Genomic DNA, 25,199 nt, shown 5'->3' with positions numbered 1-25,199 from the left:
CCGTCGACCCCGACCCCCACCCCCACCGACGATTCGCCGGCAACCAAAACGTCTCTGGCTCAGCACGTTTCACGGCTGGCCGCGTTCGCCGCCACCCCGCAGGGGCGCCCGGCCAAGCTGGGCTTCGTGGGGTCGGTGCTGATCACATTGGGCGGGCTGGGCGCGGGCAGCACCAAGCCGCACGACCCGCTGCTCGAGGCCCTGCACCTGTCCTGGCTGCGCTTCGGCCACGGGCTGGTGCTGTCGTCGATCGTGTTGTGGATCGGCGTGGGCCTCATGCTCATCGCGTGGGTGCGGCTCGGCCGGCTCGCGGTGGCGGGCGACGCGACGGAGTTCACCATGAGGGCGACCACCGGCTTCTGGCTGGCGCCGTTGCTGTTGTCGGTGCCCGTCTTCAGCCGCGACACCTACTCCTACCTGGCGCAGGGGGCGCTGCTGCGCGACGGCTTCGACCCCTACGCGGTGGGCCCGGTCGCCAACCCAAACGCGTTGCTGGACAACGTGAGTCCCATCTGGACGATCACCACCGCCCCGTACGGACCGGCGTTCATCCTGATCGCGAAGCTGGTCACGTTGGTGGTGGGCAATCACGTCATCGCCGGGACCATGCTGCTGCGCCTGTGCATGTTGCCGGGGTTGGCGCTGCTGATCTGGGCGACCCCGCGACTGGCGCACCACCTGGGCACCAATGGCGCACTGGCGCTGTGGATCTGCGTCCTGAACCCGCTGGTGCTCATCCACCTGATGGGCGGGGTGCACAACGAGATGCTGATGGTCGGCCTGATGGCCGCCGGGATCGCGCTGACCTTCCAGGGGCGTCACGTCCTGGGCGTCGTGTTGATCACGGTGGCGATCGCGGTCAAGGCGACCGCGGGGATCTCGTTGCCGTTCCTGGTGTGGGTGTGGATGCGGCATCTGCGGGACCGCCACGGATATCGCGCCGTCCCCGCGTTCCTGGCCGCCACGGTGATGTCGATGCTGACCTTCGCCGTCGTGTTCGCGATCTTGTCGGCCGTGGCCGGTGTCGGGCTGGGATGGCTGACCGCGCTGGCCGGCTCGGTGAAGATCATCAACTGGTTGACGGTGCCGACCGCCGTCGCCAACCTGATCCACGCCCTGGGCAGCGGGTTCTTCGCGGTCGACTTCTACGCCACGCTGCGAATCACCCGCTACGTCGGGATCGCGATCATCGCGGTGGCACTGCCGGTGTTGTGGTGGCGGTTCCGGCGCGACGACCGCGCCGCGCTGGCCGGCATCGCGTGGTCGATGCTGATCGTGGTGCTGTTCGTCCCGGCCGCCCTGCCCTGGTACTACTCCTGGCCGCTGGCGGTGGCCGCGCCGCTGGCCCAGTCCCGGCGCGCGGTCGCCGCGATCGCCGGCCTGTCCACCTGGGTCATGGTGATCTTCAAGCCCGACGGATCGCACGGCATGTATTCGTGGCTGCACTTTTCGCTGGCCACCGCGTGCGCGCTGGCCGCCTGGTACGCGCTGTACCGCGCGCCGGAGGCCGAATCGGTCAGTACGCCATAGCCTGCGCGCGTCGCACGACCTCCCGCGCCTGATGGGCGTGCAGGGCGTCGACGGGGCGGGCGTTGCTGATGGCATCCCGGGTGCCGTCGCGGGTGATCGTCAGCGACGGGTCGGGGGTGAACAGCCACCGCATGATCTCGGTCTCGTGGTAGCCGCCGTCGTGCAGGATCGTCAGCAGCCCCGGCAGGCTCTTGACCACCTCACCGGAATTCGTGAAAAACACCTGGGGTACCACCACACCGCCGCCGCGCTTCACCGCGACCAGGTGGCCCTCCCGTAGCTGCTGCTGGACCTTGCTGACCGACACGCCGAGCAACTCGGCGACCCGGGGCAACTCGTAGATGGGTTCGTCGGGGTCTAGCACGTCGTCCCCGACCGGAACACTGCTCATCGCGCCAGTCTAGGCCCAGCTTGGCGCGTCGGACGGGCGTTCTGAGCCCGATTCCCCCGCCCCACCTACTATGGCCCCGTGGCCGCAGCTGGGACCGGGGACCCGATGGAGGGCGCGTTGCTGGACGGCCGCTATCGCGTCGAGTCCAGGATCGCCAGCGGCGGCACCTCGACGGTGTACCGCGGCCTCGACCTGCGCCTCGACCGGCCCGTGGCGGTGAAGGTGATGGACGCCCGCTACGCCGGCGACGATCAGTTCCTCACCCGCTTCCAGCTCGAGGCCCGCACCGTGGCCCGGCTGAAGAACCCCGGGCTGGTCGCGGTCTACGACCAGGGCCTGGACGGCCGGCACCCGTTTTTGGTGATGGAGCTCATCGAGGGCGGGACCCTGCGCGAGCTGCTGGCCGAGCGCGGGCCGATGCCGCCGCACGCCGTCGCCGCGGTGCTGCGCCCGGTGCTCGGCGGGCTGGCCGCCGCGCACCGGGCCGGCCTGGTGCATCGCGACGTCAAACCCGAAAACGTGCTGATCTCCGACGACGGCGACGTCAAGATCGCCGACTTCGGGCTGGTCCGCGCCGTCGCGGCCGCCGGAATCACCTCCACCAGCGTCATCCTGGGCACCGCCGCCTACCTGTCCCCCGAGCAAGTGCGCGACGGCAACGCCGGCCCGCGCAGCGACGTCTACTCCGCCGGGATTTTGACCTACGAGCTGCTGACCGGGCGCGCGCCGTTCACCGGCGACTCGGCGCTGTCGGTCGCCTACCGGCGATTGGACGCCGACGTGCCGCCGCCCAGCGCCGCGATCGACGGCGTGCCACCGCAATTCGACGACTTCGTGCTGCGCGCGACGGCCCGCGACCCGGGCGACCGGTACGCCGACGCGGTCGAGATGGGCGCCGACCTGGGGGCCATCGCCGAAGAACTCGTTCTGCCCCCCTTCCGGGTGCCGGCGCCGCGTAACTCCGCCCAGCACCGCTCGGCCGCGCTGCACCACCTCCGGATGAGCGAGCGCCTGGCGGCCGCGCAACCGTCCCGCCCGCCCACCGCCGCACCGGTTCGCCACCCGACCCGGCAGCTGACCCGCGGGCCCGAGGACTGGGGCGAGCCCGCACGCCCGGCCGACCGCGCGCCCGAACCCGACGACCACCAATACCAGCCCGTCGCAGGCGAATTCGCCGGCATCGCGATGAGCGAGTTCGTCTGGGCGCGTCAGCACGCCAGGCGGATGGTGCTGATCTGGGTGGCGGTCGTGCTCGCGCTCACCGGGTTGGTCGCGACCGTGGGCTGGACGCTCGGCAGCAACCTCAGCGGCCTGCTCTAGTTTTCCCGCGAGGTCGAATCAGTCGCGCAGCATCTCGGCGACCAGGAAGGCCAACTCCAGCGACTGCTGGGTGTTCAGCCGCGGGTCGCAGGCCGTCTCGTAGCGGCCGGCCAGGTCGGTGTCCGAAATGTCTTGCGCCCCACCCAAACACTCGGTGACGTTCTCGCCGGTGATCTCGACGTGAATGCCGCCGGGGTGGGTGCCCAGCGCGCGATGCACCTCGAAGAAGCCCTGCACCTCGTCGACGATGCGGTCGAAGTGGCGGGTCTTGTACCCGTTGGACGACTCGTGGGTGTTGCCGTGCATCGGGTCGCACTGCCAGATCACCTGGTGCCCGGCGGCCTGCACCTTCTCGACGATCGGCGGCAGCAGGTCGCGCACCTTGTTGTTGCCCAGCCTGCTCACCAGCGTCAGCCGCCCCGGCTTGTTGTGCGGGTCGAGCCGCTCCACGTATTCGACGGCCAGCTCCGGTGTCATCGTCGGGCCGATCTTGACGCCGATCGGGTTGGCGATCACCTCGGCGAACGCGACGTGCGCGCCGTCGAGCTGGCGGGTGCGCTCGCCGATCCACACGGTGTGCGCCGACAGGTCGTACAGCTGCGGCTCCCCGCCCTCGACGTCGGACAGGCGCAGCATGGCCCGCTCGTAGTCGAGCACCAAAGCCTCATGGCTGGCGTAGATTTCGGCGGTCTGCAGGTTGCGGTCGGCCACGCCGCAGGCGCTCATGAACCGCAGGCCCCGATCGATCTCGGTGGCCAGCGCCTCGTATCGCGCGCCGGCCGGCGAGGTGCGGACGAATTCGCGGTTCCAGTCGTGCACCAGGTGCAGCGACGCCAGCCCCGAGGAGGTCAGCGCCCGCACCAGGTTCATCGCGGCGCTGGCGTTGGCATAGGCGCGCACCAGCCGCGACGGGTCGTGCTCGCGCACCGCGGCGTCCGGGGCGAAGCCGTTGATCATGTCGCCGCGGTAGGACTTCAGGCCCAGCGCGTCGACGTCGGCCGAGCGGGGCTTGGCGTACTGGCCGGCGATGCGGGCCACCTTGACCACCGGCATGCTCGAGCCGTAGGTCAGCACGACGGCCATCTGCAGCAGCGTGCGGATGTTGCCGCGGATGTGGGGTTCGGTGTTGTCGACGAACGTCTCCGCGCAGTCGCCGCCCTGCAGGAGGAAGGCCTCACCCCGGGCGACCTGCGCCAGCTGTTCCTGCAGCCGGACGATCTCCGACGGCACCGTCACCGGGGGCACGCTCTCGAGAACCGTGCGCATCGCGGCGGCCTGTTCGCCGTCCCAGCTGGGCTGCTGGGCGGCCGGCTTGGCCAGTGCGGCGTCCAGTCGCGCGCGCAGGTCGGTCGACAGCGGCGGCAGCGGCGGCAGCTGGTCGATCGGGATGTCGACGGTCCAGTTCATCGGTCCATGGTAACTGGGGTTGTCCGAACGCTGATCAGGGCGAACGCTCCTCCGGGCCGTCGGCGGAGGTGATCAGGCGGAATCGGCGCAGCTGGTCGCGGGCGTCGACCAGGGCGTCGTGGGCGTCCCGCGGCCGCGGCGGCATCTTGGGGGACCCGCGGTCCTCCCACAACTGGCGCAATTCCCTGGTGAAGCGTGGTATCGCCTGGGGCAGCGCCGGCATCGCCCCCCACAGCTGGCACAGGGCGACGTGGTCATAGGCGCCCACCCACGCCCACAGCTCGATGGGCTCGCCGCTACCCACCCCGAGGAACTCCTCGAGGTCCAGCCGGATCTGCTTGCGCGAGCGCCACAACGGCGACGACGGCGGCGGCAGCTTGGGCAGCACGTTGGCGCGGACCCAGTTGCCGGCGCGCTCGGGGTCGAATTCGGTGGATACGGCGTAGTACTCGCGGCCGTCCTCGGCGACGACGCCGATCGAGATCAATTCGATGGTGCGGCCGTCGTCGATGAACTCGGTGTCGTAGAAGTACCGCACCTTGAAAGGGTATTAGCAGCCTAGCGGCTGATCAGGATGGGTCCCGTGGGCGGCGGTGCCGCGTGCACGTCCTGGTCGAGTTGGGCGTCGACCGTGCGGTCGTCGGGCAGGCGCGGGCTGCCGGCGATCGCATCCTGCACCCACAACTTGGCGCGGACCACCGGGCGGCGCAGCCGCCGCTCCCGCTGCAGCGCGCGCCGCATCTTGTCGGGCTGGGCGGTGTAGCGCCAGCGGGCCCAGGGGGCGTGCGGGCGCGACAACCGGACGGCGCCGACGACCAGCAGGACAACGACGAACATCCCGAGCAGACCCGTCCACACCTTGCCCTTGAGGACCACGATCACCGCCAGCGGCAGCGCCAGTACCATCACGCCACCCACCCCGGCGCGCAGCGCCACCGAATCGGCGCCGTGCCAGATCGGCAGGAAGAACATCAGCGGGTGCAGGCCCAGGATCAGCAGGCCGGCCACCGCGACCGCGGCGAACACGGCGTCGACCGACGTGCGGCCGTCCTCCGACCAGTACACGTCGGACAGGTGCAGGATCAACGCGTACTCGTCGAGGACCAAAGCGGCGCCGATACCGAAAAGCGTTGCGGCCAATACGAATTCGGGTTCATTCCCGTCGACAGACAGGGTGACGAGCATGAGCCCGGAAACCAGGACCAGGACCACCCCGAACGTCACGTGGTGGATGTGCACTCCCCCGATGTGCACGTTGCGCGGATGCCACCAACGCGTCGGCCGGCCGTTGTCGGAGCGGTGGCGGATCAATCGAACGAAGCTGCGGGTGACGAAAAACGTCAGGATGAACGCGACCAGGCAGCACAGCAGGGGCAGCCGGCCGCCTTCGTGGATGTCGTGCGCGTACCAGTGGGACACCCCGTAAACGAACCAATGGAACACTCTTGCAACCTACGCCCGCCCGCTCGCGGGGCGCGGGAGCCGCGCTGTGGCACGTCGCGGGCGCGGGCACCGATTACGCTGTTCTGCGACATGAGTAGATGGCGGGCGCCCGGCGCGGGCAGTCAACCCGGGCGGGTGGTGCTGTGGGGTCTGCTTTGGCTGGTGGCGGCCGCGGCGATGTATTACGTGGCCGGGCGGCTGTTCGGACACACCCCGTACCGCATCGACATCGACATCTATCAGATGGGCGGCCAGGCCTGGCTGGACAACCGTCCGCTGTACCGCGGGGATGTGCTGTTCCACACACCCATCGGGCTGAACCTGCCGTTCACCTATCCCCCGCTGGCGGCCATCGTGTTCTGCCCGTTCTCCTGGCTGCACATGCCGGCCGCCAGCATCGCGATCACGGTGTTGACGCTGGTGCTGCTGGTTGCCTCGACGACGATCCTGCTGACCGGCCTGGACGTGTGGCCCACGTCGGCCGTGCTGCCCGGACCGGCCTGGCTGCGCCGGCTGTGGGTGGCCGTGCTGATCGCGGCCGCGGCGACGATCTGGCTGGAACCGATCACGTCGAACTTCGCCTTCGGCCAGATCAACGTGGTGCTGATGACCCTGGTGATCGCCGACTGCGTGCCCCGCCGCCTACCGTGGCCGCGCGGGATGCTGCTGGGGCTGGGTATCGCGCTCAAGCTCACCCCGGCGGTGTTCTTGCTGTATTTCCTGCTGCGCCGCGACAACCGCGCGGCGCTGACCGCGCTGGCGTCGTTCGCGGCGATGACGCTGCTGGGCTTCGCGCTGGCGTGGAGCGATTCGTGGGAGTACTGGACCCACACCGTCCACCACACCGACCGCATCGGTGAGGCCGCCCTGAACACCGACCAGAACATCGCGGGCACCCTGGCCCGGCTTGGTCTGGACGAGCATCAGCGCTTCCCGCTCTGGGTGATCGCCTGCCTGCTCGTCCTGGCGGCGACGATCTGGGCGATGCGGCGGGTGCTGGGCGCCGGTGAGCCGATCCTGGCGGTGATCTGCGTCGCGCTGTTCGGGTTGGTGGTCTCGCCGGTGTCGTGGTCACACCACTGGGTCTGGGCTCTGCCGACGGTTTTGGTGACCGGAGTGCTGGCCTGGCGGCGCCGCAACCTCGCGCTGGGCGTGCTGAGCGTCGCCGGGGTGGCGCTGATGCGGTGGACGCCGATCGACCTGCTGCCCAAGCACCACGAGACCACCGCGAACTGGTGGCGCCAACTCGTGGGGGCGTCCTACGTGTGGTGGGCGCTGGCGGTCATCGTCGTGGCGGGGTTGACGGTGACGGCCCGCGCGAGCCGATCCGAGCCGGCCACCGCCACGCCGACGCCGGTGGCGGCCACCAGCTAGTTAGCCGACGGCGGTCTCGGGGATCCGCGCGGCCTCGTCGGTCGATTCCGCGCCGCGTTCCTTGATGCTGGCGGCGTAGATGTCGACGTACTCCTGGCCGGAGAGGCCCATCAGCTCGTAGATCACCTCGTCGGTGACGGCCCGCTCGATGAAGCGGTTGCCGGCCATGCCCTCGAAGCGGGAAAAGTCCATCGGCTTGCCGAACCGGACGGTGACCCGCCCGAAGCGCAGCATCGTGGTGCCGGGCGGGTTGACCACGTTGGTGCCGATCATCGCCACCGGGATCACCGGAACCCCGGTCTGCAGCGCCAGCCGCGCCAGCCCGGTCTTGCCCTTGTACAGCCGGCCGTCCGGCGACCGGGTGCCCTCGGGATACATGCCCAGCAGCTTGCCGTGGGCCAGCACCTGCTCGGCGGTGTTGAGGGCGGCCTGCGCGGCATCGGCGTCGGTGCGGTCGATCGGCACCTGCCCGACGGCGGTGAAAAACCACCGACTCAACCAACCCTTGAGCCCGGTGCCGGTGAAGTATTCGGACTTCGCGAGGAAGGTGATCCGCCGCCGAACGACCAGCGGCAAAAAGAAGCTGTCCATGACGGCCAGGTGATTACTGGCCAGGATCGCCGGCCCCGAAGTCGGAACGTATTGCAGCCCTTCGACTTTCGGTCGACCGAGCAAGGACAGCAGCGGGCCCAGCAAGACGTACTTGAATAGCCAGTACCACATGGCCCTCCCTCTCGCCCGCCACCCGCAGTGTTCTGCGCCAACTGTACCGACCCGCGGCGGCAGGGACCACCTTCGCCGCGGCCGGGTTACTCCTCGACCGTGACAGGGATCGGCTGGTAACGGGTCTTTGCGGCCGCATCGTCGGCGGGCGCGCCGGACTCGGGCCCGGTGCCGCCGCCCCCGGGCGGCCCATCGGGCGGCGGTTTGGCCGACCGGTCGATGTCGTCGACGATGCCGCGGATGACCTCCAGCAGCGCGACGCTGTGGTCGGCGATGATGGTGAGCAACGGATGCTGGTCGCCGGTCGCCAACGCGGCCAGCGCGCACACCGGGCACCACACCTGTTGGCATTTGCCGGTCCCGACGCCCGCTCCCGCCGTCAGCGCGGCGGCCGTCCGCACCGCGGGGTCGATGCCGTCGAGGATCGCCTGGGCGAGCCGGCGCAGCTCGGGACCGAGATCGGGGTGAGCCCCACTCACTTTGGCCACACCTCCGGGTCCGGTTGAAAGCGAACTGTCAGCTCGCTGCCCCGGAGGTGCGCGTCGAGCACCGTGCATCGCCGCAGCACGGACGCCAACCGAACCCGGCGCCGCAACCCTCCGGCGCTGATGATCAGGTCGTCGTCGACGCGGCCCAACGACAGTCCCGGGGGATCGAGCTGGGGCAACGTTAGCCGCATACGGTAGATCGACCCAAGCCCCGACCCGGATTCGAGGTCCACCACCGGCCGCAGCGGGCCGGGGGGCGCCGCGCCGCCGCGCCGCCGGGCCCCGTCGAGCAAGGCACCCAGCGCCTTGGGGCCGATCGGTTCGCCGGACAGGTGCGGGGTGAGCACCAGCGCCACGTCGCCGATGGCGGCGTCGAGCTCTTCGAGCACGACGCGTTGCTCCGCGATGCGTTCGGCGTACCAGTAGAACGCCGGATGCTCGGGCAGGTTGTGGTACTCGTAGGACTCGTCCTCGGTGAGGACCTGGTTGACGATCAGCTCCTCGACCCGCACGCCCATCAGCGACAGGGAACCGAGCGTGCGCACGGCCTCGGCGGCCACCACCCGCTCGGGAGTCAACACCAGGTGCGCGGTGACCAGCTCGCCGTCGGTCAGCAACGTGCTCAGCCGCTCGACGCTGCCGCTGATGCGCTCCAGCAGTTCCACCATCGCGGCCGAGCGCGCGTCGTCGCCGGCGACCGACAGCCGGCGATGGCGCGGCCACGCGCGCTCCACGTAGAGCCCAAAGGTGGCCGGCAGGGTCAACATTCGCAACGCGTCCGCCGTCGAGGCGCAGTCGACGACGATGCGATCCCAGCGCCCGCAGGCGGCGAGCTCCCCGACGGCGTGCAGCCCCAGCACCTCCTGCACACCCGGCAACGCCGAAAGTTCTTCGGGCGCAATGGTGCTCAGCTCCGAATCGGGAAACCGCCGGTCCAGGGTGTCGACCACGCCGCGCCACCGCGCCTCGAGCAGGGCCAGGGTGTCTAGCGCCAGCGCGTCGAGGAAGCCGCCCCCGGCCGCCGCGTCGTCGGCGAGCACCCGAACCGGTTCGCCCTGGCCGCTCGGTGGGACCGGGACGCCCAGCACATCGCCCAGGGAGTGCGCCTGGTCGGTGGACACGACCAAGACCCGCCGACCCGAGCCCGCGTCGCAGACCGCGGTGGCGGAGGCGAGGGTGGACTTTCCTACCCCGCCCTTCCCGACGAAAAGACTGATCCGGGCCGGGGTGGACGCCCGGAATTCACTGGACTCACTCAGCCTCGACTCGTTTCTTCAGATCCTTCAAAGCGGTGTCGGTCAGCCTGCGCTCGGCCTTGCGTTTGAGCATCCCGATCATCGGGATGGCAAGATCGACCGAAAGTTCATAGGTGACATCGGTGCCAGATCCCTTGGGCGCCAAGCGATACGAGCCTTCCAGCGAGCGCAGCAGCGAGCTGGAGACCAGGGTCCAGCTCAGCGACTGGCGGTCCTTGGGCCACTGGTAGGACATCACCATGGTGTCTTTGATGACGCCGGCGTCCATCACGAATCGCACGACCTTCGGATACCCGTCGGCGCCGCGCTCCTGCACCTCGGCTTCCTTATATTCCGAGATCCATTCCGGATAGGAATCGATATCGGCGATCACCTCCAGCACCGTGCCGGGATCGGCCTCGATGTGAATGGTCTGCGTCGTCTTTTCCGCCACCTGGCTGCTGCCCTCTCTCCCGCGAGCGGATAGGCCCCGCGATGCGCCGGATTACCCCGGCCTCCGGGCCGAAACGGTACTCCTACCGGCGCACCTTGATCCGGCTAAACTACCGGAGAAACGCCGACCGGTCGTGACCGTTCCGCCGTCCTTTTGACCTCGAACGCCATTTTCTTGCCCGCCACCCGACGGCGGTGTGTCATCTTCGCCAAGTTCAACTTTGCCAGCTGCCAGGCCGCGACGCCGGTGGGCTCGGCGTGCAGGAAGTAGTGCAGCACCACCCCGTCCAGCGACGGCTCCAGCCAGATCTCCATGGTGCCGGTCAGCGCGCCGGTCACCGTCCAGCGGATTCCCTTTTCGGCGCGATCCTCGACGACCTGCAGCCGCAGGTCCGGCCACCACCGCCGCCAGCTCGACGGATCGGCGACCGCGGCCCCGACCCGCGCCCCGTCGGCCGCGACGAACGTCTCGTCGGCGATCTGGATGCTGTTCACCACCCCAGCTTCACATACCGCGGCGGGCGACCCGCAATCGCGGTGACGGCCGAACCGACCTCGGCCGTGCTGCGCGAATGTGCGGATTAGGCTGGGCCACAGCAAGCCGACCCGATCATGGGCCAGGCACGTCACGAGTCCGATCGAGGTCATCACAGTGCGTGAGTACAGTGTCCCCGCCCGCTTTACCGTCGGCGAGCACGAAAACGTCGCGGCCATGGTCTTCGGCCATGAGAAAGACGACCCCAGCTTCGTCATCTTCCAACGCCAGGTCGACGGCGTGTGGACCGACGTCACCTGCGCCGAGGCGGCCAACCACGTCCGTTCCGCGGCGCTCGGCCTGATCGCGCTCGGGGTGCAGGCCGGCGACCGGGTGTCCATCTTCTCGGCCACCCGCTACGAGTGGGCGATCCTGGACCTGGCGATCCTGGCGGTGGGCGCGGTCACCGTGCCGATCTACGAGACGTCGTCGGCCGAACAGGTGCGCTGGGTGCTGCAGGACTCCGAAGCGGTGCTGGCCTTCGCCGAGACCGACGCGCACGCCACGATGGTCACCGAGCTCACCGCCGAGCTGCCCGCGCTGCGCCGGGTGCTGCACATCGACGGCGCGGGGCCCAAGGCGCTCGACCAGCTCGCCGAGGAGGGCGTCTCGGTCGAGCCCGCCGAGCTGACCGCCCGCCTCGAGGCGCTGCGCGCCGACGACCCGGCGACGCTGATCTACACCTCGGGCACCACCGGCCGGCCCAAGGGCTGCCAACTGACCCATTCCAACCTGCTCTACGAGTCGCGGGGCGCCAAGGAATGCCTGCCGACGCTGCTGAACGAGGGCCAGCGGCTGCTGGTCTTCCTGCCGCTGGCCCACGTGCTGGCCCGCTCGCTGACCCTGTCGGCGTTCGCGAACAAGGTGACGGTCGGGTTCACCAGCGACATCAAGAACCTGCTGCCGATGCTGGCGGTGTTCAAGCCGACGGTCGTGGTGTCGGTGCCGCGGGTGTTCGAGAAGGTCTACAACACCGCCGAGCAGAACGCCGTCAACGACGGCAAGGGGCGCATCTTCGCGATGGCCGTGCAAACCGCGGTCGACTGGAGCCAGGCCCAGGACGACGGCGGCCCCGGGCTGCTGCTGCGCGCCAAGCACGCGCTGTTCGACCGGCTGGTGTACCACAAGCTGCGCGCGGCGCTGGGCGGCGACTGTCACGCGTCCGTCTCGGGCGGCGCGCCGCTGGGCGCGCGGCTCGGCCACTTCTACCGCGGCGTGGGCCTGACCATCCACGAGGGCTACGGCCTGACCGAGACGAGCTCGGCCATCACGGTCAACCAGGTCGGGCGGGTCAAGATCGGCACCGTCGGCACGCTGCTGCCCGGCAACAGCATGCGCATCGCCGAAGACGGCGAGCTGCTGGTGCGCGGCGGGGTGGTGTTCGGCGGCTACTGGCGCAACGAGCAGGCCACTGCCGACGCGTTCACCGACGGCTGGTTCAAGACCGGCGACCTGGGCGCACTCGACGAGGACGGCTTCCTCAAGATCACTGGCCGCAAGAAGGAAATCATCGTCACCGCCGGCGGCAAGAACGTCGCCCCCGCGGTGCTCGAGGACCAACTGCGGGCGCACCCGCTGATCAGCCAGGCGATGGTGGTCGGCGACGCCAAGCCGTTCATCGGCGCGCTGATCACCATCGACCCCGAGGCGTTCGGCGGCTGGAAAGAGCGCAACCACAAGCCCGCCGACGCGTCGGTCGCCGACCTGGCCACCGACCCGGACCTGTTCGCCGAGGTGGACGCGGCCGTCAAGCACGCGAACCTGGCGGTGTCGCACGCGGAGTCGATCCGCAAGTTCCGCATCCTGCCGGTCGACTTCACCGAGGACACCGGCGAGCTGACGCCGACGATGAAGGTCAAGCGCAACGTGGTGGCCGAGAAATTCGCCGCCGACATCGAGTCGATCTACGAGAAGGACTGACCGCGCCTAACAGGCCAGCAGTTCGCCCAGCCTGGCGGCCAGCGTGTCCCAGCGCCACTGGGAGGTCACCCACTCGCGCCCGGCCGCGCCCATCGCCGCGGCCCGGTCGCGATCGGCCAGCAGCCCGGTGACCGCCTCGGCGACCTCGTCCACCGAGCGGCCGTCGACCACCAGCCCGGTCTTGTTGTGCCGCACCGCTTCCGGGGCCCCACCCGACAGTCCGGCGACGACCGGCACGCCCGTCGCCGAGGCCTCCAGGAAGACGATGCCCAGGCCCTCGACGTCCATGCCGGCGCCGCGGGTGCGGCAGGGCATCGCGAACACGTCGGCCAGCGCGTGGTGGGCCGGCAGCTCGTCGGCGCCCACGCCGCCGGTGAACGTGACGTGCTCGGCGACGCCGCAGTCGGTGGCCAGCTTGCGCAACGCGTCGGAGTATGGACCGCCGCCGACGACGACCAGCGCCGCCCCGTCGACGTTTCGCCGGATCGACGGCAGCGCCTTGATCAGCGTGTCCTGGCCCTTGCGCGGGACCAGCCGCGACAGGCACACGACGACCGGCCGCTCGCCCAACCCGTAGCGGGTGCGCAGCTCGGCCCGCGCCGCCGGGTCGGGACGGAACCGGTCGGTGTCCACCCCGGGCGGCAGGTACTCGAGCCGCGCCGCGGGCCCGAAGGCCGACGCGAAGCGCGAGCGCGTGTAGCGGCTCACGAAGGTCACGACGTCGGTGCCGTCGCCGATGCGGCGCAGCACCGACCGCGCGACCGGCAGCATCGACCACCCCACCTCGTGGCCGTGGGTGCTGGCCAGCACCCGGGTGGCCCCGGCCTGCCGGGCGCGCGGCGCCAGCAGCGCCAGGGGTGCGGCCGCGCCGAACCAGACGGTGTCGATGCCGTGCTCGCCGATCAGCCGGCGTATCCGCGCGTCGACCGCGGGTCCGGGCAGCATCAGCGTGCCCGGGTGGCGCACCACCCGGTAGCCGGCCGCCTCGTCGTACGCGTCGGCGCCCTTCCATTGCGGCGCGTACACCGTCACCGAATGCGACCCGTCGTCGGCCAGCCGGCCGACGAACTCGCCCAGGTAGGACTGGATGCCGCCCGGGCGGGGCGGAAAGTCGTTGGTTACCAGCAGGACCCGGCTCACCTGCGTCAGGCTAACGTGGCGGCCATTGGTGCCAACGCACCAGCAGCCCGGCCGTGTCGGTGCCGAGCACGTCGTGGACGGCGGTGGGCACGTCGGTGTGCCCGATCCCGCAGGTCGCCAGGTACAGGTCGTGCAGCTTCGGCGTGCCGTAGGTGTCGGCGACGAAGCGGGCGAACCACCACGCGCGGTCGTAGGCCGCCGAGCGCTGCGGCCCGGGCGCGTCCAGGTCGCTGTCGGCCGGCAGCGTCAGCGGCACCGGCAGCGCGTCGGCGGCCACCGGGGTCTGCGGTCGGGCGACGAAATCGGCGACCCCTTCGGTGAGCCAGTGCGGCGCGTCCGCGGCGGTGGCGGCGCGCGCCGCGTAGTGAAAAAGCTCGTGCGTCAACACGATTCGCAGCGCGCCGTCGTTCATCGTGGCCGCCCCCGGCGCGAACACGATCCGTTGGCCGAACGCCGCCCGGTGCACGGGATCGACGCGGTCGGCCACCGTCACGGCCGCGATGTCGGCCCACTGCGATGCCGGTCCCCCGCCGGCGGCCGCCCGAAACTGCTCGTCGGAACCGGTGGCCAGGATCGCGATGTCGCGCTGCCAATCACCGCCCCAGAACGCCGTCACGGCGTTGATCGAGCCGCCGATGTCGGACGCGACCCGGGACAGCAACCGGTCGGTGATGGCGCCGCCGAGTCCCACCAACCGGACGGTGCGGTCGGCGACGACCAGCTCCCGAACCGCGGCGCCGGCCTGGTTGCGGGCGGGCGTGACCACCTGGGCGTGCCTGCCCTTGGCGTCGCCGGCCTCGAAGGGCACGGCCGCCGCCACGATCAGCTCGAGGGCGAACACCCACGCCAGCAGGATCGGCAGGTGCCGAGGCCGCCGACTGAAGGGCTTGTCAGTAGCGACGGACGTCGTGGATCGGGCCCGCGGCGCCCATCGGCACCACCCGTACCGGCACGCCGTAGGTGGAGGAATGGATCACCATGCCGTCGCCGACGTAGATCCCGCTGTGCGAGGCGTCGTTGTAGAACGTCACCACGTCGCCGGGCTGCACGTCCGACAGCGCCACCGGCTGACCGCCCTGGGCCTGCGCCTGGCTGGAGTGCGGCAGCGAGATGCCGGCCTGCTGGAACGCCCACATCACCAAACCGGAGCAGTCGAACGCGCCGGGCGAGGCGCCGCCCCATACATAGGAGGAACCGACCTGCGTCAACGCCGCCTGCACGACGGTCGCGCGGTCGCCGCCGCCCACGCCCCCGGGAGGCTGCATCCCGGGCATCCCGGGCATCAATCCGGCGGGTTGCGGCGCGTCGGCGGGCGCCGGTCCACCCGGCGGGGGCACCGCGTCCGGGCCGGGCGCGCCGGGTGCCGGGACGGCCCCGGGGACCTGCCCGGGGTCGGCGAGCGCGGTGCGCTGCTGCGGCGTCAGGGACACGTACTGGGATTTGACGACGGCGATCTGCACCTGCAGCTGGCTCTGCTTGGACTGCAGGCTGGCCCGGACCGCGGCGGCCTGCTCGGCGGCGCTCTTGGCGTCGGCGGCGGACTTGGCGGACGCCCGCTCGGCATCGGCGGCCTGCGCACCGGCGATCCGGTAGTTCGCCATCTGCGTGCGCATCTGCGTCGCCATCAGCCGCTGCACGGCCAGCTTGTCGATCAGGCCCTGCGGCGATCCCGCGGTGAGCATCGCCTCCATGCCGTCGACCCGGCCACCCATGTATTGCGCCGCGGCGAGCTTGTTGACCGCGCCCTGGAAGGCGGCCAGGCGCGCCTTCGTCGAATCCACGGCGGCCTGGTCGTCGGCGTGCTTCTTTTCCGCGGCCTGCTGCACCGCCAGCTTCTGGTTCAGGTCCAGCTGCGCGCTGTGCATCGCCTCGGTGGTCTGCTCGGCCTGGCGGGACAGCTGGTTCAGTTTGGCCAGCGCGTCCTCGGCCGGATCGGCCACCGAACTAGCGGCGGAAACCGCCGCGAAGACGACCAAGCCCGCTAACGTACCTAGGGCAGAACGTGTAATGACACGCGCACAGGGGTACATAGAGTCGAGCCTCAAAATTTGCATCCTTAAACGGCCTGGACTGGCACTGCCGGAGCGCCGTCGGACTAGTTTAGGTCTCAAACAGGTTACGAAACGATATCGGCGTTTGTCCAAACGGGATCGTTAAGAAATCAGAAAGATTTCTGTCATTACTTTGTGAATGATGGCAATCCCCTAAGACGATCGAGCGGTTTTGGCGCACAAGGCAATTAGGCTACACCGGCCCCTCGGTCCCGACGAATCGGCACCAACCGCAGCCTCGGGGCGAGCCCGACGTCGGCGAGCACCTCGAGCGCGTCCCGTTCGTCCTGCAGCAGGCTCTCGGGAACCCCGAGCAGCACGCTGACCACGCAGTCGCGGCATCCGGGGCCGCGCACCGCGCATTCGTCGCAGTCGATCACCACCGGTGCCTGCGGACCGGGCGCTGATTCGCCCTTGCCACTGCCGTATGCCATCTGGGGCCGTCCTCTCGGTCATCCGAACGCTGAAGTTCGCGCGCTGAGCCGAACGCTAACCGGGGCCACCGACAACAATCCGGCCCCGACGCGCCCGGCGTGGGAACCCGGCCGCTGTCGGTGCGGGTGCCTAACGTCTCGGCCATGAGTGGTGCGGCTCAGCTGAGTTTCGCCGACTTGGGAGCGAGCTGGGATCCGGCCGCCGCCCCGATCGACGAAACCTCGTTGCGCGAAACCACTTTCGTCGTGGTGGACCTGGAAACCACCGGAGGGCGCACCAAGAGCGCCGACGGCGCGCCGTGCGACGCCATCACCGAGATCGGGGCGGTCAAGGTCCGCGGCGGCGTCGTGCTCGGCGAGTTCGCCACCCTGGTCGACCCCCAGCGCGCCATCCCGCCCCAGATCGTGCAGCTCACCGGCATCACCACGGCGATGGTGTGCGACGCCCCGACCATCGACGCCGTGCTGCCGATGTTTCTCGAGTTCGCCGGGCTGGACCACGGGGCGGTCCTGGTCGCCCACAACGCCGGCTTCGACGTGGGGTTCCTGCGGGCCGCCGCGCAGCGGTGCGACATCCCGTGGCCACGGCCCCGGGTGCTGTGCACGGTCCGGTTGGCCCGCCGGGTGCTCAGCCGCGAGGAGGCCCCCAGCGTGCGGCTCGCCGCCCTGGCGCGGCTGTTCGCGGCGGCCGCCCAGCCGACCCACCGCGCCCTGGACGACGCCCGCGCCACGGTGGACGTCTTGCACGCGCTCATCGAGCGAGTCGGCAACCAGGGCGTGCACACCTACGCCGACCTGCGCTCGTACCTGCCGAACGTGACGCCGGCCCAGCGCCGCAAACGCGTTCTCGCGGAAGGGCTTCCGCACCGGCCGGGCGTCTATCTGTTCCGCGGGCCGGCGGGCGAAGTGCTCTACGTCGGGACCGCCGTCGACCTGCGCCGCCGGGTGGGCCAGTACTTCACCGGCGCGGACCCCCGCGGCCGGATGAAGGAGATGGTCACGCTGGCCGGCGCCGTCGACCATGTCGAGTGCGCGCACGCGCTGGAGGCCGGGGTGCGGGAGCTGCGCCTGCTGGCCGCGCACGCCCCGCCCTACAACCGGCGGTCGCGCTTCCCGCAGCGGTGGTGGTGGTTGGCGCTCACCGACGAGGCGTTTCCGCGGCTCGCGGCGACCCGGGCGCCCCGGAACGACCGCGCCGTCGGCCCGTTCCGGTCCCGCACCGACGCCACCGACACCGCGGCGCTGCTGGCGCGGTTCACCGGACTACGCACCTGCACGGCGCGCATCGGCCGTTCGGCGCTGCACGGACCGGCCTGCCCGGAGGTCGAGGTGTCACCCTGCCCGGCCGCCCGGGGCGTCACCGCCACCCAGTACGCCGCGGCGGTGGCGCGGGTCGCGGCCCTGATCGACGGCCTGGACAACGCCGCCCTGGCCGACGCGGTGCGCCGGGTCGCCGCGCTCGCCGAGGAACGCCACTTCGAGAGCGCCGCGCGGCTGCGCGACCGCACCGCCACCGCCATCGAGACGCTGTGGCGTGGCCAGCGGTTGCGGGCGCTGGCGGCGCTGCCCGAGCTGATCGCCGCCGCGCCGCACGGCCCCGACGGCCGGGGCGGCTACCACCTGGCCGTCATCCGATACGGCCAGCTCGCCGCGGCCGGCACCGCCAAGCGCGGGGTTCCGCCGGTGCCGGTGATCGAGGCCATTCACGCTGGCGCGCAGGCGATTCTGCGAACGGCGGCCCCACTCGGCGGCGCGCTGGTCGAGGAGACCGCGCTCATCGCGCGGTGGCTGGCCGGCCCCGGCGTGCGCGTCGTGCGCGTCACGGCCGACACCGACGAGGGATGGGCCTCCCCGCTGCGCTCGGCCGGCGCCTGGTCGGCCTGGGCGGCCTCCGCCCGTTCGGCGCGGCTGGCCAGCGAACAGGCCGTGGCCGGCCGGGACTCAGAGCTGCTGGCCGAACCGCACCCATCGCGCGAGCAGCTGTTCGGCCGCCCCCGAGTCGATGGCGTCGCCGGCCCGCCGCAGCCCGTCCTCCCAGGCGGGCAGCCATTCAGCGCGGCTGGATAGCCCGGCGTGCGCGACGATCGCCCCGGCCGCGTTGAGCACGACGGCATCGCGGACCGGGCCCTTGGCGCCGGCCAGCACCGCGCGCGCCTCCGCCGCGTTGGCCTGCGCGTCGCCGCCCAGCAGCTCGTGCAGCTCGGCCCGGGCGAACCCGAATCCGGCCGGGTCGAACGTCAGCCGGTCCACGGTGCCGGCCTGCACGCGCCAGATGGTGCTGGTCGTCGTGGTGGTCAGCTCGTCCAGACCGTCGTCGCCGTGCACCACGAGCACGCTGGACCGGCGCGCCGCGAACACCCCGGCCATCACCTCGGCGAGGTCCGCGAACGCGCAGCCGATCAAACCCGCCCGCGGGCGAGCCGGATTGGTAAGCGGCCCAAGCAGATTGAACACCGTCGGCACGCCGATCTCGCGGCGCATCGCCGACGCGTGCTGATACGACGGGTGAAACAGCGGCGCGAAGCAGAACCCGATCCCGATCTCGTCGAGGCTTTGCGCGACCTGCTCGGGCTCCAGGTCGATGCGCACCCCGAGCGCCTCCAGCGTGTCGGCTCCCCCGGACAGCGACGAGGCCGCCCGGTTGCCGTGCTTGACCACCGGCACCCCCGCCGCGGCCACCACGATCGACGCCATGGTGGACAGGTTGACCGTGTTGACGCCGTCGCCCCCGGTGCCGACGATGTCGACGGCGTCCTCGGGGATCGCGCCGGCGGGCAGCGGGCGGGCGTGGCGCAGCATGACGTCGGCCAGCTCGCTCACCTCGGCCGCGGTCGGCACCTTCATCGTCATCGCCACCGCGAAGGCGGCGATCTGGGCCGCGCTCGCGGCGCCGGACATGACCTCGTCCATGGCCCAGGCGGCCTGGCCCCGCGCCAAATCGCGACCGCCCGTCAGGCGGCCGAGGACCTGCGGCCACGACGGCGCCTCCCCGGGAGCGCCCCGGGGCGGGAAGGGTTCAGGTGACGCGGGCACGCGCCGATGGTCCCACGAGGATCAGCCGCCCCCCAACCGTTGCCACAAGCGCGCCGGTGGGGGCCCGGTCGGGGCGGGCAAAACGCCGATCACCGAAATTTCGGACCCGGGTAGAGTTCGACAACTACAAAGCGTCATACTTGCGGATGTGACCAGCGCTGTGGGGACCTCGGGTACTGCGATCACGTCGCGAGTGCATTCGCTGAATCGGCCGAACATGGTCGCTGTCGGCACCATAGTGTGGCTGTCGAGCGAGCTCATGTTCTTTGCTGGCCTGTTCGCGATGTATTTCACCGCGCGGGCTCAGGCGGGCGGCAAGTGGCCACCGCCGCCGACCGAGCTGAACCTGTACCAGGCCGTTCCCGTGACCCTGGTGCTGATCGCGTCGTCGTTCACCTGCCAGATGGGCGTGTTCGCCGCCGAGCGCGGCGACGTGTTCGGGTTGCGCCGCTGGTACGTGATCACGTTCCTGATGGGCCTGTTCTTCGTCCTCGGCCAGGGCTACGAGTACTACCACCTGATGTCGCACGGGACCACGATCCCGGGCAGCGCCTACGGCACGGTGTTCTACCTCGCCACCGGCTTCCACGGCCTGCACGTCACCGGCGGGCTGATCGCCTTCATATTCCTGCTGGCCCGCACGGCGATGAGCAAGTTCACGCCCGCGCAGGCGACGGCCAGCATCGTCGTCTCCTACTACTGGCATTTCGTCGACATCGTGTGGATCGCGCTCTTCACCGTGATCTATTTCATCCGATGACCCGGCGCTAGACGGACAGGAGTGCTCGGTTGAAGAAACTGGGGTCTACCCGAATCGGTGCCCGGCGGACCAAGCCGCGAACGGCGCTGAGCGATCGCTCGCGACGGCGGCTGCGGCGCCGCCTGTCGGGCGGGCTGCTGCTGCTGATCGCGCTGACCTTGTCGGGTGGGGTGGCGGCGATCCTCACCCCCACCCCGCAGGTGGCCGTCGCCGACGAGTCGGGATCGGCGCTGCTGCGCAACGGCAAGCAGCTGTTCGACACGTCTTGCGTGTCCTGCCACGGCGCCAACCTGCAGGGGGTGCCCGACCGCGGGCCCAGCCTGATCGGCGTCGGCGAGGCGGCCGTCTACTTCCAGGTGTCCACCGGCCGGATGCCGCTGATGGCCGCCGGGGCCCAGGCGCCCCGCAAGGAGCCGATCTTCGACGAGGCGCAGATCGATGCGCTCGGCGCCTACGTGCAGGCCAACGGCGGCGGGCCCACCGTGACCCGCAACCCCGACGGCAGCGTCTCCATGCGGTCGCTGCGCGGCGACGACCCCGGCCGCGGCGGCGACCTGTTCCGGCTCAACTGCTCCTCGTGCCACAACTTCACCGGCAAGGGCGGCGCCCTGTCGTCGGGTAAGTACGCGCCCGACCTCGGCGCGGCCAACGAACAGCAGATCCTTGACGCGATGCTGACCGGCCCGGAGAACATGCCGAAGTTCTCCGACCGCCAGCTGTCCTTCGACGCGAAGAAGGACATCATCGCCTACGTGAAAACCGTGACCGAGGAGCGCCAGCCCGGCGGCTACGGCCTCGGTGGCTTCGGACCCGCACCCGAGGGCATGGCCGCGTGGATCATCGGCATGGTCGCCGCCATCGGGCTGGCACTGTGGATTGGGGCGCGAGCATCATGAGCGACACGGACAAGGGCGGGCTGCAGACACCGCCCGAACCCAGCGAAGCGGCACTGGCCGAGATGTCGCAGCAGGAATTGATGGTCCTAGGCGGCAAGATCGACGGCGTCGAGACCGTCTTCAAGGAGCCGCGCTGGCCGATCGAGGGCACCAAAGCCGAGAAGCGCGCCGAGCGTTCGGTGGTCCGCTGGCTTTTGCTGGGCGGCTTCTTCGGGGTCGCGCTGCTGCTGATCTTCCTGTTCTGGCCCTGGGAGTACAAGCCGAAGGACGCCCCGGGCAGCCTGCTCTACACGCTGGCCACCCCGCTGTACGGGCTGACCTTCGGGATGTCGATCCTGTGCATCGCGATCGGCGCGATCCTGTACCAGAAAAGGTTTATCCCCGAAGAGCTTTCGATCCAGGAACGCCACGACGGCGCCTCGCGCGAAATCGACCGCAAGACCGTGGTGGCCAACCTGTCCGAGACGTATGAGAGTTCGACGATCGGGCGGCGCAAGCTGGTCGGCATGTCGCTGGGCGTCGGGCTCGGCGCGTTCGGGCTGTCCACCCTGGTGGCGTTTGCCGGCGGCCTGATCAAGAACCCGTGGAAGCCCGTCGTGCCCACCGCCGACGGCAAGAAGGCCGTGCTGTGGACCTCGGGTTGGACCCCGCGCTACAAGGGCGAGACCATCTTCCTGGCCCGCGCCACCGGCTCGGCCAGCGCATCGCCGTTCGTCAAGATGCGCCCCGAGGACCTCGACGCCGGCGGCATGGAAACCGTCTTCCCGTGGCGGGAGTCCGACGGGGACGGCACCACGCCGGAATCGCAGGAAAAGCTGCGCGCGATCAACCAGGGCGTCCGCAACCCCGTGATGCTGATCCGGGTCCGGCCGTCCGACATGCCGCGCATGGTCAAGCGCCAGGGCCAGGAGAGCTTCAACTGGGGCGAGTTCTTCGCCTACACGAAGGTGTGCTCGCACCTGGGTTGCCCGGCGTCGCTGTACGAACAGCAGACCTACCGGATCCTGTGCCCCTGCCACCAGTCGCAGTTCGACGCCCTGCACTTCGCCAAGCCGATCTTCGGCCCCGCGGCGCGCGCGCTGGCGCAACTGCCGATCACGATCGACTCCAACGGGTACCTGGTCGCCAACGGTGACTTCATCGAGCCCGTCGGACCGGCATTTTGGGAGAGGACGACGACATGAGCCCCAAACTGAGTCCCCCGAAGATCGGTGACGTCCTGGCCCGGCAGGGCGAGGACATCGACACGCGCTACCACCCGTCGGCGGCGGTGCGCAGGCAGCTCAACAAGGTGTTCCCGACGCACTGGTCGTTCCTGCTGGGCGAGATCGCGATGTACAGCTTCATCGTGCTGCTGCTCACCGGCGTGTACCTGACGCTGTTCTTCGACCCGTCGATGGCCGAGGTCACCTACAACGGCGCCTACCAACCGCTGCGCGGCGTCGACATGTCCAAGGCCTTCGCGTCGACGCTCGACATCTCCTTCGAGGTGCGCGGCGGGCTGTTCGTCCGCCAGGTCCACCACTGGGCCGCTTTGCTTTTCGCCGCGTCGATCATGGTGCACCTGGCGCGCATCTTCTTCACCGGCGCGTTCCGGCGGCCCCGCGAGGCGAACTGGGTGATCGGTTCGCTGCTGCTGATCCTCGCCATGTTCGAGGGTTACTTCGGCTACTCTCTGCCCGACGACCTGTTGTCCGGCATCGGGCTGCGCGCCGCCCTGTCCTCGATCACGTTGGGGATGCCCGTGATTGGCACCTGGCTGCACTGGGCGCTGTTCGGCGGCGACTTCCCCTGCGGCGGCATCGGCAACGAGTGCGCGGCGGTGGGCGCCATCATCCCGCGCATGTACGCCCTGCACATCCTGCTGTTGCCGGGCATCATCCTGGCGCTGATCGGTCTGCACCTGGCCATGGTGTGGTTCCAGAAGCACACCCAGTTCCCCGGCCCCGGCCGCACCGAGCAGAACGTGGTCGGCGTGCGGGTGATGCCGATCTTCGCCGTCAAGTCCGGCGCGTTCTTCGCGGCGATCGTCGGGGTGCTCGGCCTGATGGGCGGGCTGCTGCAGATCAACCCGATCTGGAACCTGGGCCCCTACAAGCCATCTCACGTGTCGGCGGGCTCGCAGCCGGACTTCTACATGATGTGGACCGAGGGCCTGGCCCGTATCTGGCCGCCGTGGGAGTTCTACTTCTGGCACCACACCATCCCGGCCGCGGTCTGGGTCGCGCTGCTGATGGGCCTGATCTTCATCCTGCTGATCATCTACCCGTTCCTGGAGAAGCGGTTCTCCGGCGACTACGCGCACCACAACCTGCTGCAGCGGCCGCGCGACGTCCCGGTACGCACGTCGATCGGCGCGATGGCGATCTCCTTCTACATGGTGCTGACCCTGGCGGCGATGAACGACATCATCGCGTTCAAGTTCCACATCTCGCTGAACGCGACCACCTGGATCGGGCGCATCGGGATGGTGATCCTGCCGCCGTTCGTCTACTTCATCACCTACCGGTGGTGCATCGGGCTGCAGCGCAGCGACCGCGAGGTGCTCGAGCACGGCATCGAGACGGGCATCATCAAGCGGCTGCCGCACGGCGCGTACATCGAGCTGCACCAGCCGCTCGGCCCCGTCGACGACCATGGGCACCCGATACCGCTCGAGTACCAGGGCGCGGCACTGCCCAAGCGGATGAACAAGCTGGGCTCGGCCGGCTCGCCGGGTAGCGGCAGCTTCCTGCGCGCCGACCCCGCGTCCGAGGATGCCGCGCTGCGCGAGGCGGCGCACTCCTCCGAGCAGCGCGCGCTCACCGCGCTGCGCGAGCACCAGGAGAGCGTCGTCGGCTCGCCGAACGGCGAGCGCGGCGAGCGCGGCGAGCACTAAACCGCACCGCTAAACCGCACTAAAGCCGGAACTGCGCCGCGAGACACCAACCCTCGCGGCGCTTTTCGGCGTGTGGCCGCAGCGGCGTACGCGTCGCGGGCCGGCGACCCGAAGCGGCTAGCGAGCGTCCTGCAGGCCGCGCAGCTGGCGGATGTGCAGCCATTCCACCACCGGCATCGCCGCGGTGACGACCCCGGCCACCGCGTAGACCGCCCACGACGGGCCGTCGTGCCCGACGGCCATCAGGTACGTCGCCGTCGCGACGGCGATCAGCGCGGCGCCCATCGTGCCCGTCAGAATGACCGTGCCGCGCAACCAAACCCGATCCACCGCGGTACCCGACCACTGTGAGGCCGGCTCCCCCGCCTGCATCCTCGGCTGGCGCGCCCGCTCGGCCGCGGTGCGCGGCGCGGGGGCCATCAGGCGCACCGGGGGCCGCTGCGGGGCGCGGGCCGCAGCCCCCGGCCGGGTTGCCGGCTCGATCAGGCCCATGCGACGGGCCCGCAGCAGCACCGGGATCGCCCCGGCGATGATCAGCGCGGAGACGATGATGACGGCGTACAACACCCACGGGGTGTGGGAGCCGCCCGCCGTCTTGTGGAAGCCCCGGCCCAGGTCGGCCAGCGCCACGGCGGCGGCCACGCTGACGCCCAGCAACACCAGCCAGACGGCCGCGCAGGCGCCCAGCAGTAGCCGGTCGATCACGTCGGGCGGAATGGTGTCGGAACCACGCCGGTAGGCCGAGTATCTGCTGACCATCAGCAGCTCGTCTGCGGCGCGTCGTTGTTGTTCGACGACAGCACCGTTCCGTCGCTGGTGGTGATCGAGCAGTTGAGCCGGCTGACCCGGAAGAGGCTGGAGGCCTGGACCGATCCGACGTCGGAGGTGGAGATCGGCGTCACCGTCATCGACCACGGGATGTACACGTTGTGCTGGGTGCGGGAGCGGCCGGACGCGTCGACGTAGGTCACCGAGATGATGTCGCCGGGCGCCTTGGTGCCGGTCACCGAATAGGTCACCTGCCGAGGCCCGGCCGGCGTCGTCGTCGCCGGAGCCGGTGCGGCCGCCGTCGAGGTGGCCGGTGGCGGAGCCGGCGCGGGCGGGGGCGGTGGCGGCGGCGGAGATGGCGTCACCGTGACGGTATGCGTCTCGGTGGCCGTCGGGGGCGGCGGCGCCTCGGTGGTGGGC

Annotated in this window: 24 protein-coding genes and 1 pseudogene; 9 read left to right on the top strand and 16 right to left on the bottom strand. The window is 70.4% G+C overall.

Annotated features, from left to right (window positions below; all coding sequences use genetic code 11):
* The first annotated feature begins 54 nt into the window (after positions 1–54).
* Positions 55–1,530, top strand: coding sequence for an alpha-(1->6)-mannopyranosyltransferase A (locus AWB89_RS20595; protein ID WP_085176176.1), 1,476 nt, complete (start codon positions 55–57; stop codon positions 1,528–1,530).
* Here AWB89_RS20595 and AWB89_RS20590 read toward each other — a convergent pair.
* Entirely contained in the window at positions 1,517–1,921 is a 405-nt protein-coding gene (locus tag AWB89_RS20590; protein ID WP_085094565.1) for an Rv2175c family DNA-binding protein, read from the bottom strand. The two genes, AWB89_RS20595 and AWB89_RS20590, sit on opposite strands and share 14 nt — an antisense overlap.
* A gap of 78 nt (positions 1,922–1,999) precedes the next feature.
* Here AWB89_RS20590 and AWB89_RS20585 point away from each other — a divergent pair, with 78 nt between their 5' ends.
* Positions 2,000–3,241, top strand: coding sequence for a protein kinase domain-containing protein (locus AWB89_RS20585; RefSeq protein ID WP_162293328.1), 1,242 nt, complete (start codon positions 2,000–2,002; stop codon positions 3,239–3,241).
* 18 nt (positions 3,242–3,259) lie between these two features.
* On the opposite strand, the gene AWB89_RS20580 is transcribed toward AWB89_RS20585, so the two are convergent.
* Genes AWB89_RS20580 through AWB89_RS20570 form a run of 3 tightly spaced genes read right to left on the bottom strand, consistent with a single transcriptional unit; the run spans position 3,260 to position 6,091 of the window.
* Complete coding sequence (locus AWB89_RS20580) at positions 3,260–4,648, bottom strand: class II 3-deoxy-7-phosphoheptulonate synthase (protein ID WP_085094569.1); 1,389 nt, start codon at positions 4,646–4,648, stop codon at positions 3,260–3,262.
* Between the two features lie 34 nt (positions 4,649–4,682).
* Positions 4,683–5,186, bottom strand: a complete 504-nt coding sequence (locus AWB89_RS20575; protein ID WP_085176162.1) for a polyadenylate-specific 3'-exoribonuclease AS — start codon at positions 5,184–5,186, stop codon at positions 4,683–4,685.
* A gap of 20 nt (positions 5,187–5,206) precedes the next feature.
* Positions 5,207–6,091, bottom strand: coding sequence for a hypothetical protein (locus AWB89_RS20570; RefSeq protein ID WP_085094573.1), 885 nt, complete (start codon positions 6,089–6,091; stop codon positions 5,207–5,209).
* Between the two features lie 90 nt (positions 6,092–6,181).
* Here AWB89_RS20570 and AWB89_RS20565 point away from each other — a divergent pair, with 90 nt between their 5' ends.
* Complete coding sequence (locus AWB89_RS20565; RefSeq protein WP_085176160.1) at positions 6,182–7,465, top strand: glycosyltransferase 87 family protein; 1,284 nt, start codon at positions 6,182–6,184, stop codon at positions 7,463–7,465.
* Here the strand turns inward: AWB89_RS20565 and AWB89_RS20560 are convergent, their stop codons facing one another.
* The 5 genes from AWB89_RS20560 to AWB89_RS20540 all read right to left on the bottom strand — a co-directional run bounded on the left by AWB89_RS20560 (position 7,466) and on the right by AWB89_RS20540 (position 10,859).
* Entirely contained in the window at positions 7,466–8,188 is a 723-nt protein-coding gene (locus tag AWB89_RS20560; protein ID WP_085094577.1) for a lysophospholipid acyltransferase family protein, read from the bottom strand.
* A gap of 86 nt (positions 8,189–8,274) precedes the next feature.
* On the bottom strand, positions 8,275–8,667 hold the full coding sequence (locus tag AWB89_RS20555) for a hypothetical protein (protein WP_085176158.1): 393 nt from the start codon (positions 8,665–8,667) through the stop codon (positions 8,275–8,277).
* Complete coding sequence (locus AWB89_RS20550; RefSeq protein WP_193791371.1) at positions 8,664–9,935, bottom strand: ArsA family ATPase; 1,272 nt, start codon at positions 9,933–9,935, stop codon at positions 8,664–8,666. Before AWB89_RS20550 ends, AWB89_RS20555 begins: the two co-directional genes overlap by 4 nt.
* The gene (locus AWB89_RS20545; RefSeq protein ID WP_066965062.1) at positions 9,928–10,365 is read right to left on the bottom strand and encodes an SRPBCC family protein; all 438 of its coding nucleotides are present in this window, start codon (positions 10,363–10,365) and stop codon (positions 9,928–9,930) included. Before AWB89_RS20545 ends, AWB89_RS20550 begins: the two co-directional genes overlap by 8 nt.
* A 104-nt stretch (positions 10,366–10,469) precedes the next feature.
* Positions 10,470–10,859, bottom strand: a complete 390-nt coding sequence (locus AWB89_RS20540; RefSeq protein ID WP_085176174.1) for a polyketide cyclase / dehydrase and lipid transport — start codon at positions 10,857–10,859, stop codon at positions 10,470–10,472.
* Between the two features lie 157 nt (positions 10,860–11,016).
* Between AWB89_RS20540 and AWB89_RS20535 the strand changes: the two genes are divergently transcribed.
* The gene (locus AWB89_RS20535) at positions 11,017–12,819 is read left to right on the top strand and encodes an AMP-dependent synthetase/ligase (protein ID WP_085176154.1); all 1,803 of its coding nucleotides are present in this window, start codon (positions 11,017–11,019) and stop codon (positions 12,817–12,819) included.
* A gap of 6 nt (positions 12,820–12,825) precedes the next feature.
* Here AWB89_RS20535 and pimB read toward each other — a convergent pair whose 3' ends face one another.
* The 4 genes from pimB to AWB89_RS20515 all read right to left on the bottom strand — a co-directional run bounded on the left by pimB (position 12,826) and on the right by AWB89_RS20515 (position 16,444).
* On the bottom strand, positions 12,826–13,959 hold the full coding sequence (gene pimB, locus AWB89_RS20530; RefSeq protein ID WP_085176152.1) for a GDP-mannose-dependent alpha-(1-6)-phosphatidylinositol monomannoside mannosyltransferase: 1,134 nt from the start codon (positions 13,957–13,959) through the stop codon (positions 12,826–12,828).
* A 10-nt stretch (positions 13,960–13,969) separates the two neighbouring features.
* Positions 13,970–14,800 carry a hypothetical protein gene (locus AWB89_RS20525; protein ID WP_174627858.1) on the bottom strand — a complete coding sequence of 277 codons (831 nt, stop codon included), beginning with the start codon at positions 14,798–14,800 and terminating at the stop codon, positions 13,970–13,972.
* Positions 14,801–14,849: 49 nt separating this feature from the next.
* Positions 14,850–16,004, bottom strand: a complete 1,155-nt coding sequence (ripC, locus tag AWB89_RS20520; protein WP_085094626.1) for a peptidoglycan hydrolase RipC — start codon at positions 16,002–16,004, stop codon at positions 14,850–14,852.
* Between the two features lie 194 nt (positions 16,005–16,198).
* Positions 16,199–16,444: a hypothetical protein gene (locus AWB89_RS20515; protein WP_085094585.1), complete on the bottom strand. Its 246-nt coding sequence runs from the start codon at positions 16,442–16,444 to the stop codon at positions 16,199–16,201.
* A 144-nt stretch (positions 16,445–16,588) separates the two neighbouring features.
* On the opposite strand from AWB89_RS20515, the pseudogene AWB89_RS20510 reads away from it, so the two are divergent.
* Positions 16,589–18,448, top strand: a pseudogene (locus AWB89_RS20510) (DEDD exonuclease domain-containing protein); the annotation flags it as partial.
* On the opposite strand, the gene trpD reads toward AWB89_RS20510, so the two are convergent.
* Positions 18,386–19,477 (bottom strand): anthranilate phosphoribosyltransferase, encoded by a 1,092-nt coding sequence (gene trpD / locus AWB89_RS28050; protein WP_085176150.1) that lies wholly within the window; start codon positions 19,475–19,477, stop codon positions 18,386–18,388. The pseudogene AWB89_RS20510 and the gene trpD overlap by 63 nt on opposite strands.
* A 148-nt stretch (positions 19,478–19,625) precedes the next feature.
* Here trpD and ctaE point away from each other — a divergent pair, with 148 nt between their 5' ends.
* From ctaE to qcrB, 4 genes are read left to right on the top strand one after another with little or no spacing between them, the layout of a single operon-like run.
* Positions 19,626–20,237 (top strand): aa3-type cytochrome oxidase subunit III, encoded by a 612-nt coding sequence (gene ctaE, locus AWB89_RS20500; protein ID WP_066913412.1) that lies wholly within the window; start codon positions 19,626–19,628, stop codon positions 20,235–20,237.
* A 29-nt stretch (positions 20,238–20,266) separates the two neighbouring features.
* Entirely contained in the window at positions 20,267–21,133 is an 867-nt protein-coding gene (gene qcrC / locus AWB89_RS20495) for a cytochrome bc1 complex diheme cytochrome c subunit (protein ID WP_085176148.1), read from the top strand.
* Complete coding sequence (qcrA, locus tag AWB89_RS20490; protein WP_085176168.1) at positions 21,130–22,317, top strand: cytochrome bc1 complex Rieske iron-sulfur subunit; 1,188 nt, start codon at positions 21,130–21,132, stop codon at positions 22,315–22,317. The genes qcrC and qcrA overlap by 4 nt, the downstream gene beginning before the upstream one ends.
* Positions 22,314–24,011, top strand: coding sequence for a cytochrome bc1 complex cytochrome b subunit (qcrB, locus tag AWB89_RS20485; protein WP_085176166.1), 1,698 nt, complete (start codon positions 22,314–22,316; stop codon positions 24,009–24,011). Before qcrA ends, qcrB begins: the two co-directional genes overlap by 4 nt.
* 117 nt (positions 24,012–24,128) lie before the next feature.
* Here qcrB and AWB89_RS20480 read toward each other — a convergent pair whose 3' ends face one another.
* Together AWB89_RS20480 and AWB89_RS20475 are read right to left on the bottom strand one after the other, a co-directional pair.
* Positions 24,129–24,770: a DUF2561 family protein gene (locus AWB89_RS20480; RefSeq protein ID WP_085094590.1), complete on the bottom strand. Its 642-nt coding sequence runs from the start codon at positions 24,768–24,770 to the stop codon at positions 24,129–24,131.
* The coding region (locus AWB89_RS20475; protein WP_241520552.1) for an MmpS family transport accessory protein at positions 24,770–25,199 on the bottom strand (430 nt) is incomplete at its 5' end. The genes AWB89_RS20480 and AWB89_RS20475, both read right to left, overlap by 1 nt.

This window comes from Mycobacterium paraense (genome assembly GCF_002101815.1).
GTDB lineage: Bacteria > Actinomycetota > Actinomycetes > Mycobacteriales > Mycobacteriaceae > Mycobacterium > Mycobacterium paraense.
The sequence above is the reverse complement of the archived record's forward strand: the minus strand, read 5'-3'. Positions and strand labels throughout refer to the sequence as shown.

Coding starts and splice junctions, on each gene's coding strand:
- qcrA (WP_085176168.1), top strand. CDS start 21,130: ATGAGCGACACGGACAAGGGCGGGCTGCAGACACCGCCCGAACCCAGC.
- AWB89_RS20590 (WP_085094565.1), bottom strand. CDS start 1,921: ATGAGCAGTGTTCCGGTCGGGGACGACGTGCTAGACCCCGACGAACCC.
- AWB89_RS20560 (WP_085094577.1), bottom strand. CDS start 8,188: ATGTGGTACTGGCTATTCAAGTACGTCTTGCTGGGCCCGCTGCTGTCC.
- AWB89_RS20480 (WP_085094590.1), bottom strand. CDS start 24,770: ATGGTCAGCAGATACTCGGCCTACCGGCGTGGTTCCGACACCATTCCG.
- AWB89_RS20580 (WP_085094569.1), bottom strand. CDS start 4,648: ATGAACTGGACCGTCGACATCCCGATCGACCAGCTGCCGCCGCTGCCG.
- AWB89_RS20515 (WP_085094585.1), bottom strand. CDS start 16,444: ATGGCATACGGCAGTGGCAAGGGCGAATCAGCGCCCGGTCCGCAGGCA.
- AWB89_RS20565 (WP_085176160.1), top strand. CDS start 6,182: ATGAGTAGATGGCGGGCGCCCGGCGCGGGCAGTCAACCCGGGCGGGTG.
- qcrB (WP_085176166.1), top strand. CDS start 22,314: ATGAGCCCCAAACTGAGTCCCCCGAAGATCGGTGACGTCCTGGCCCGG.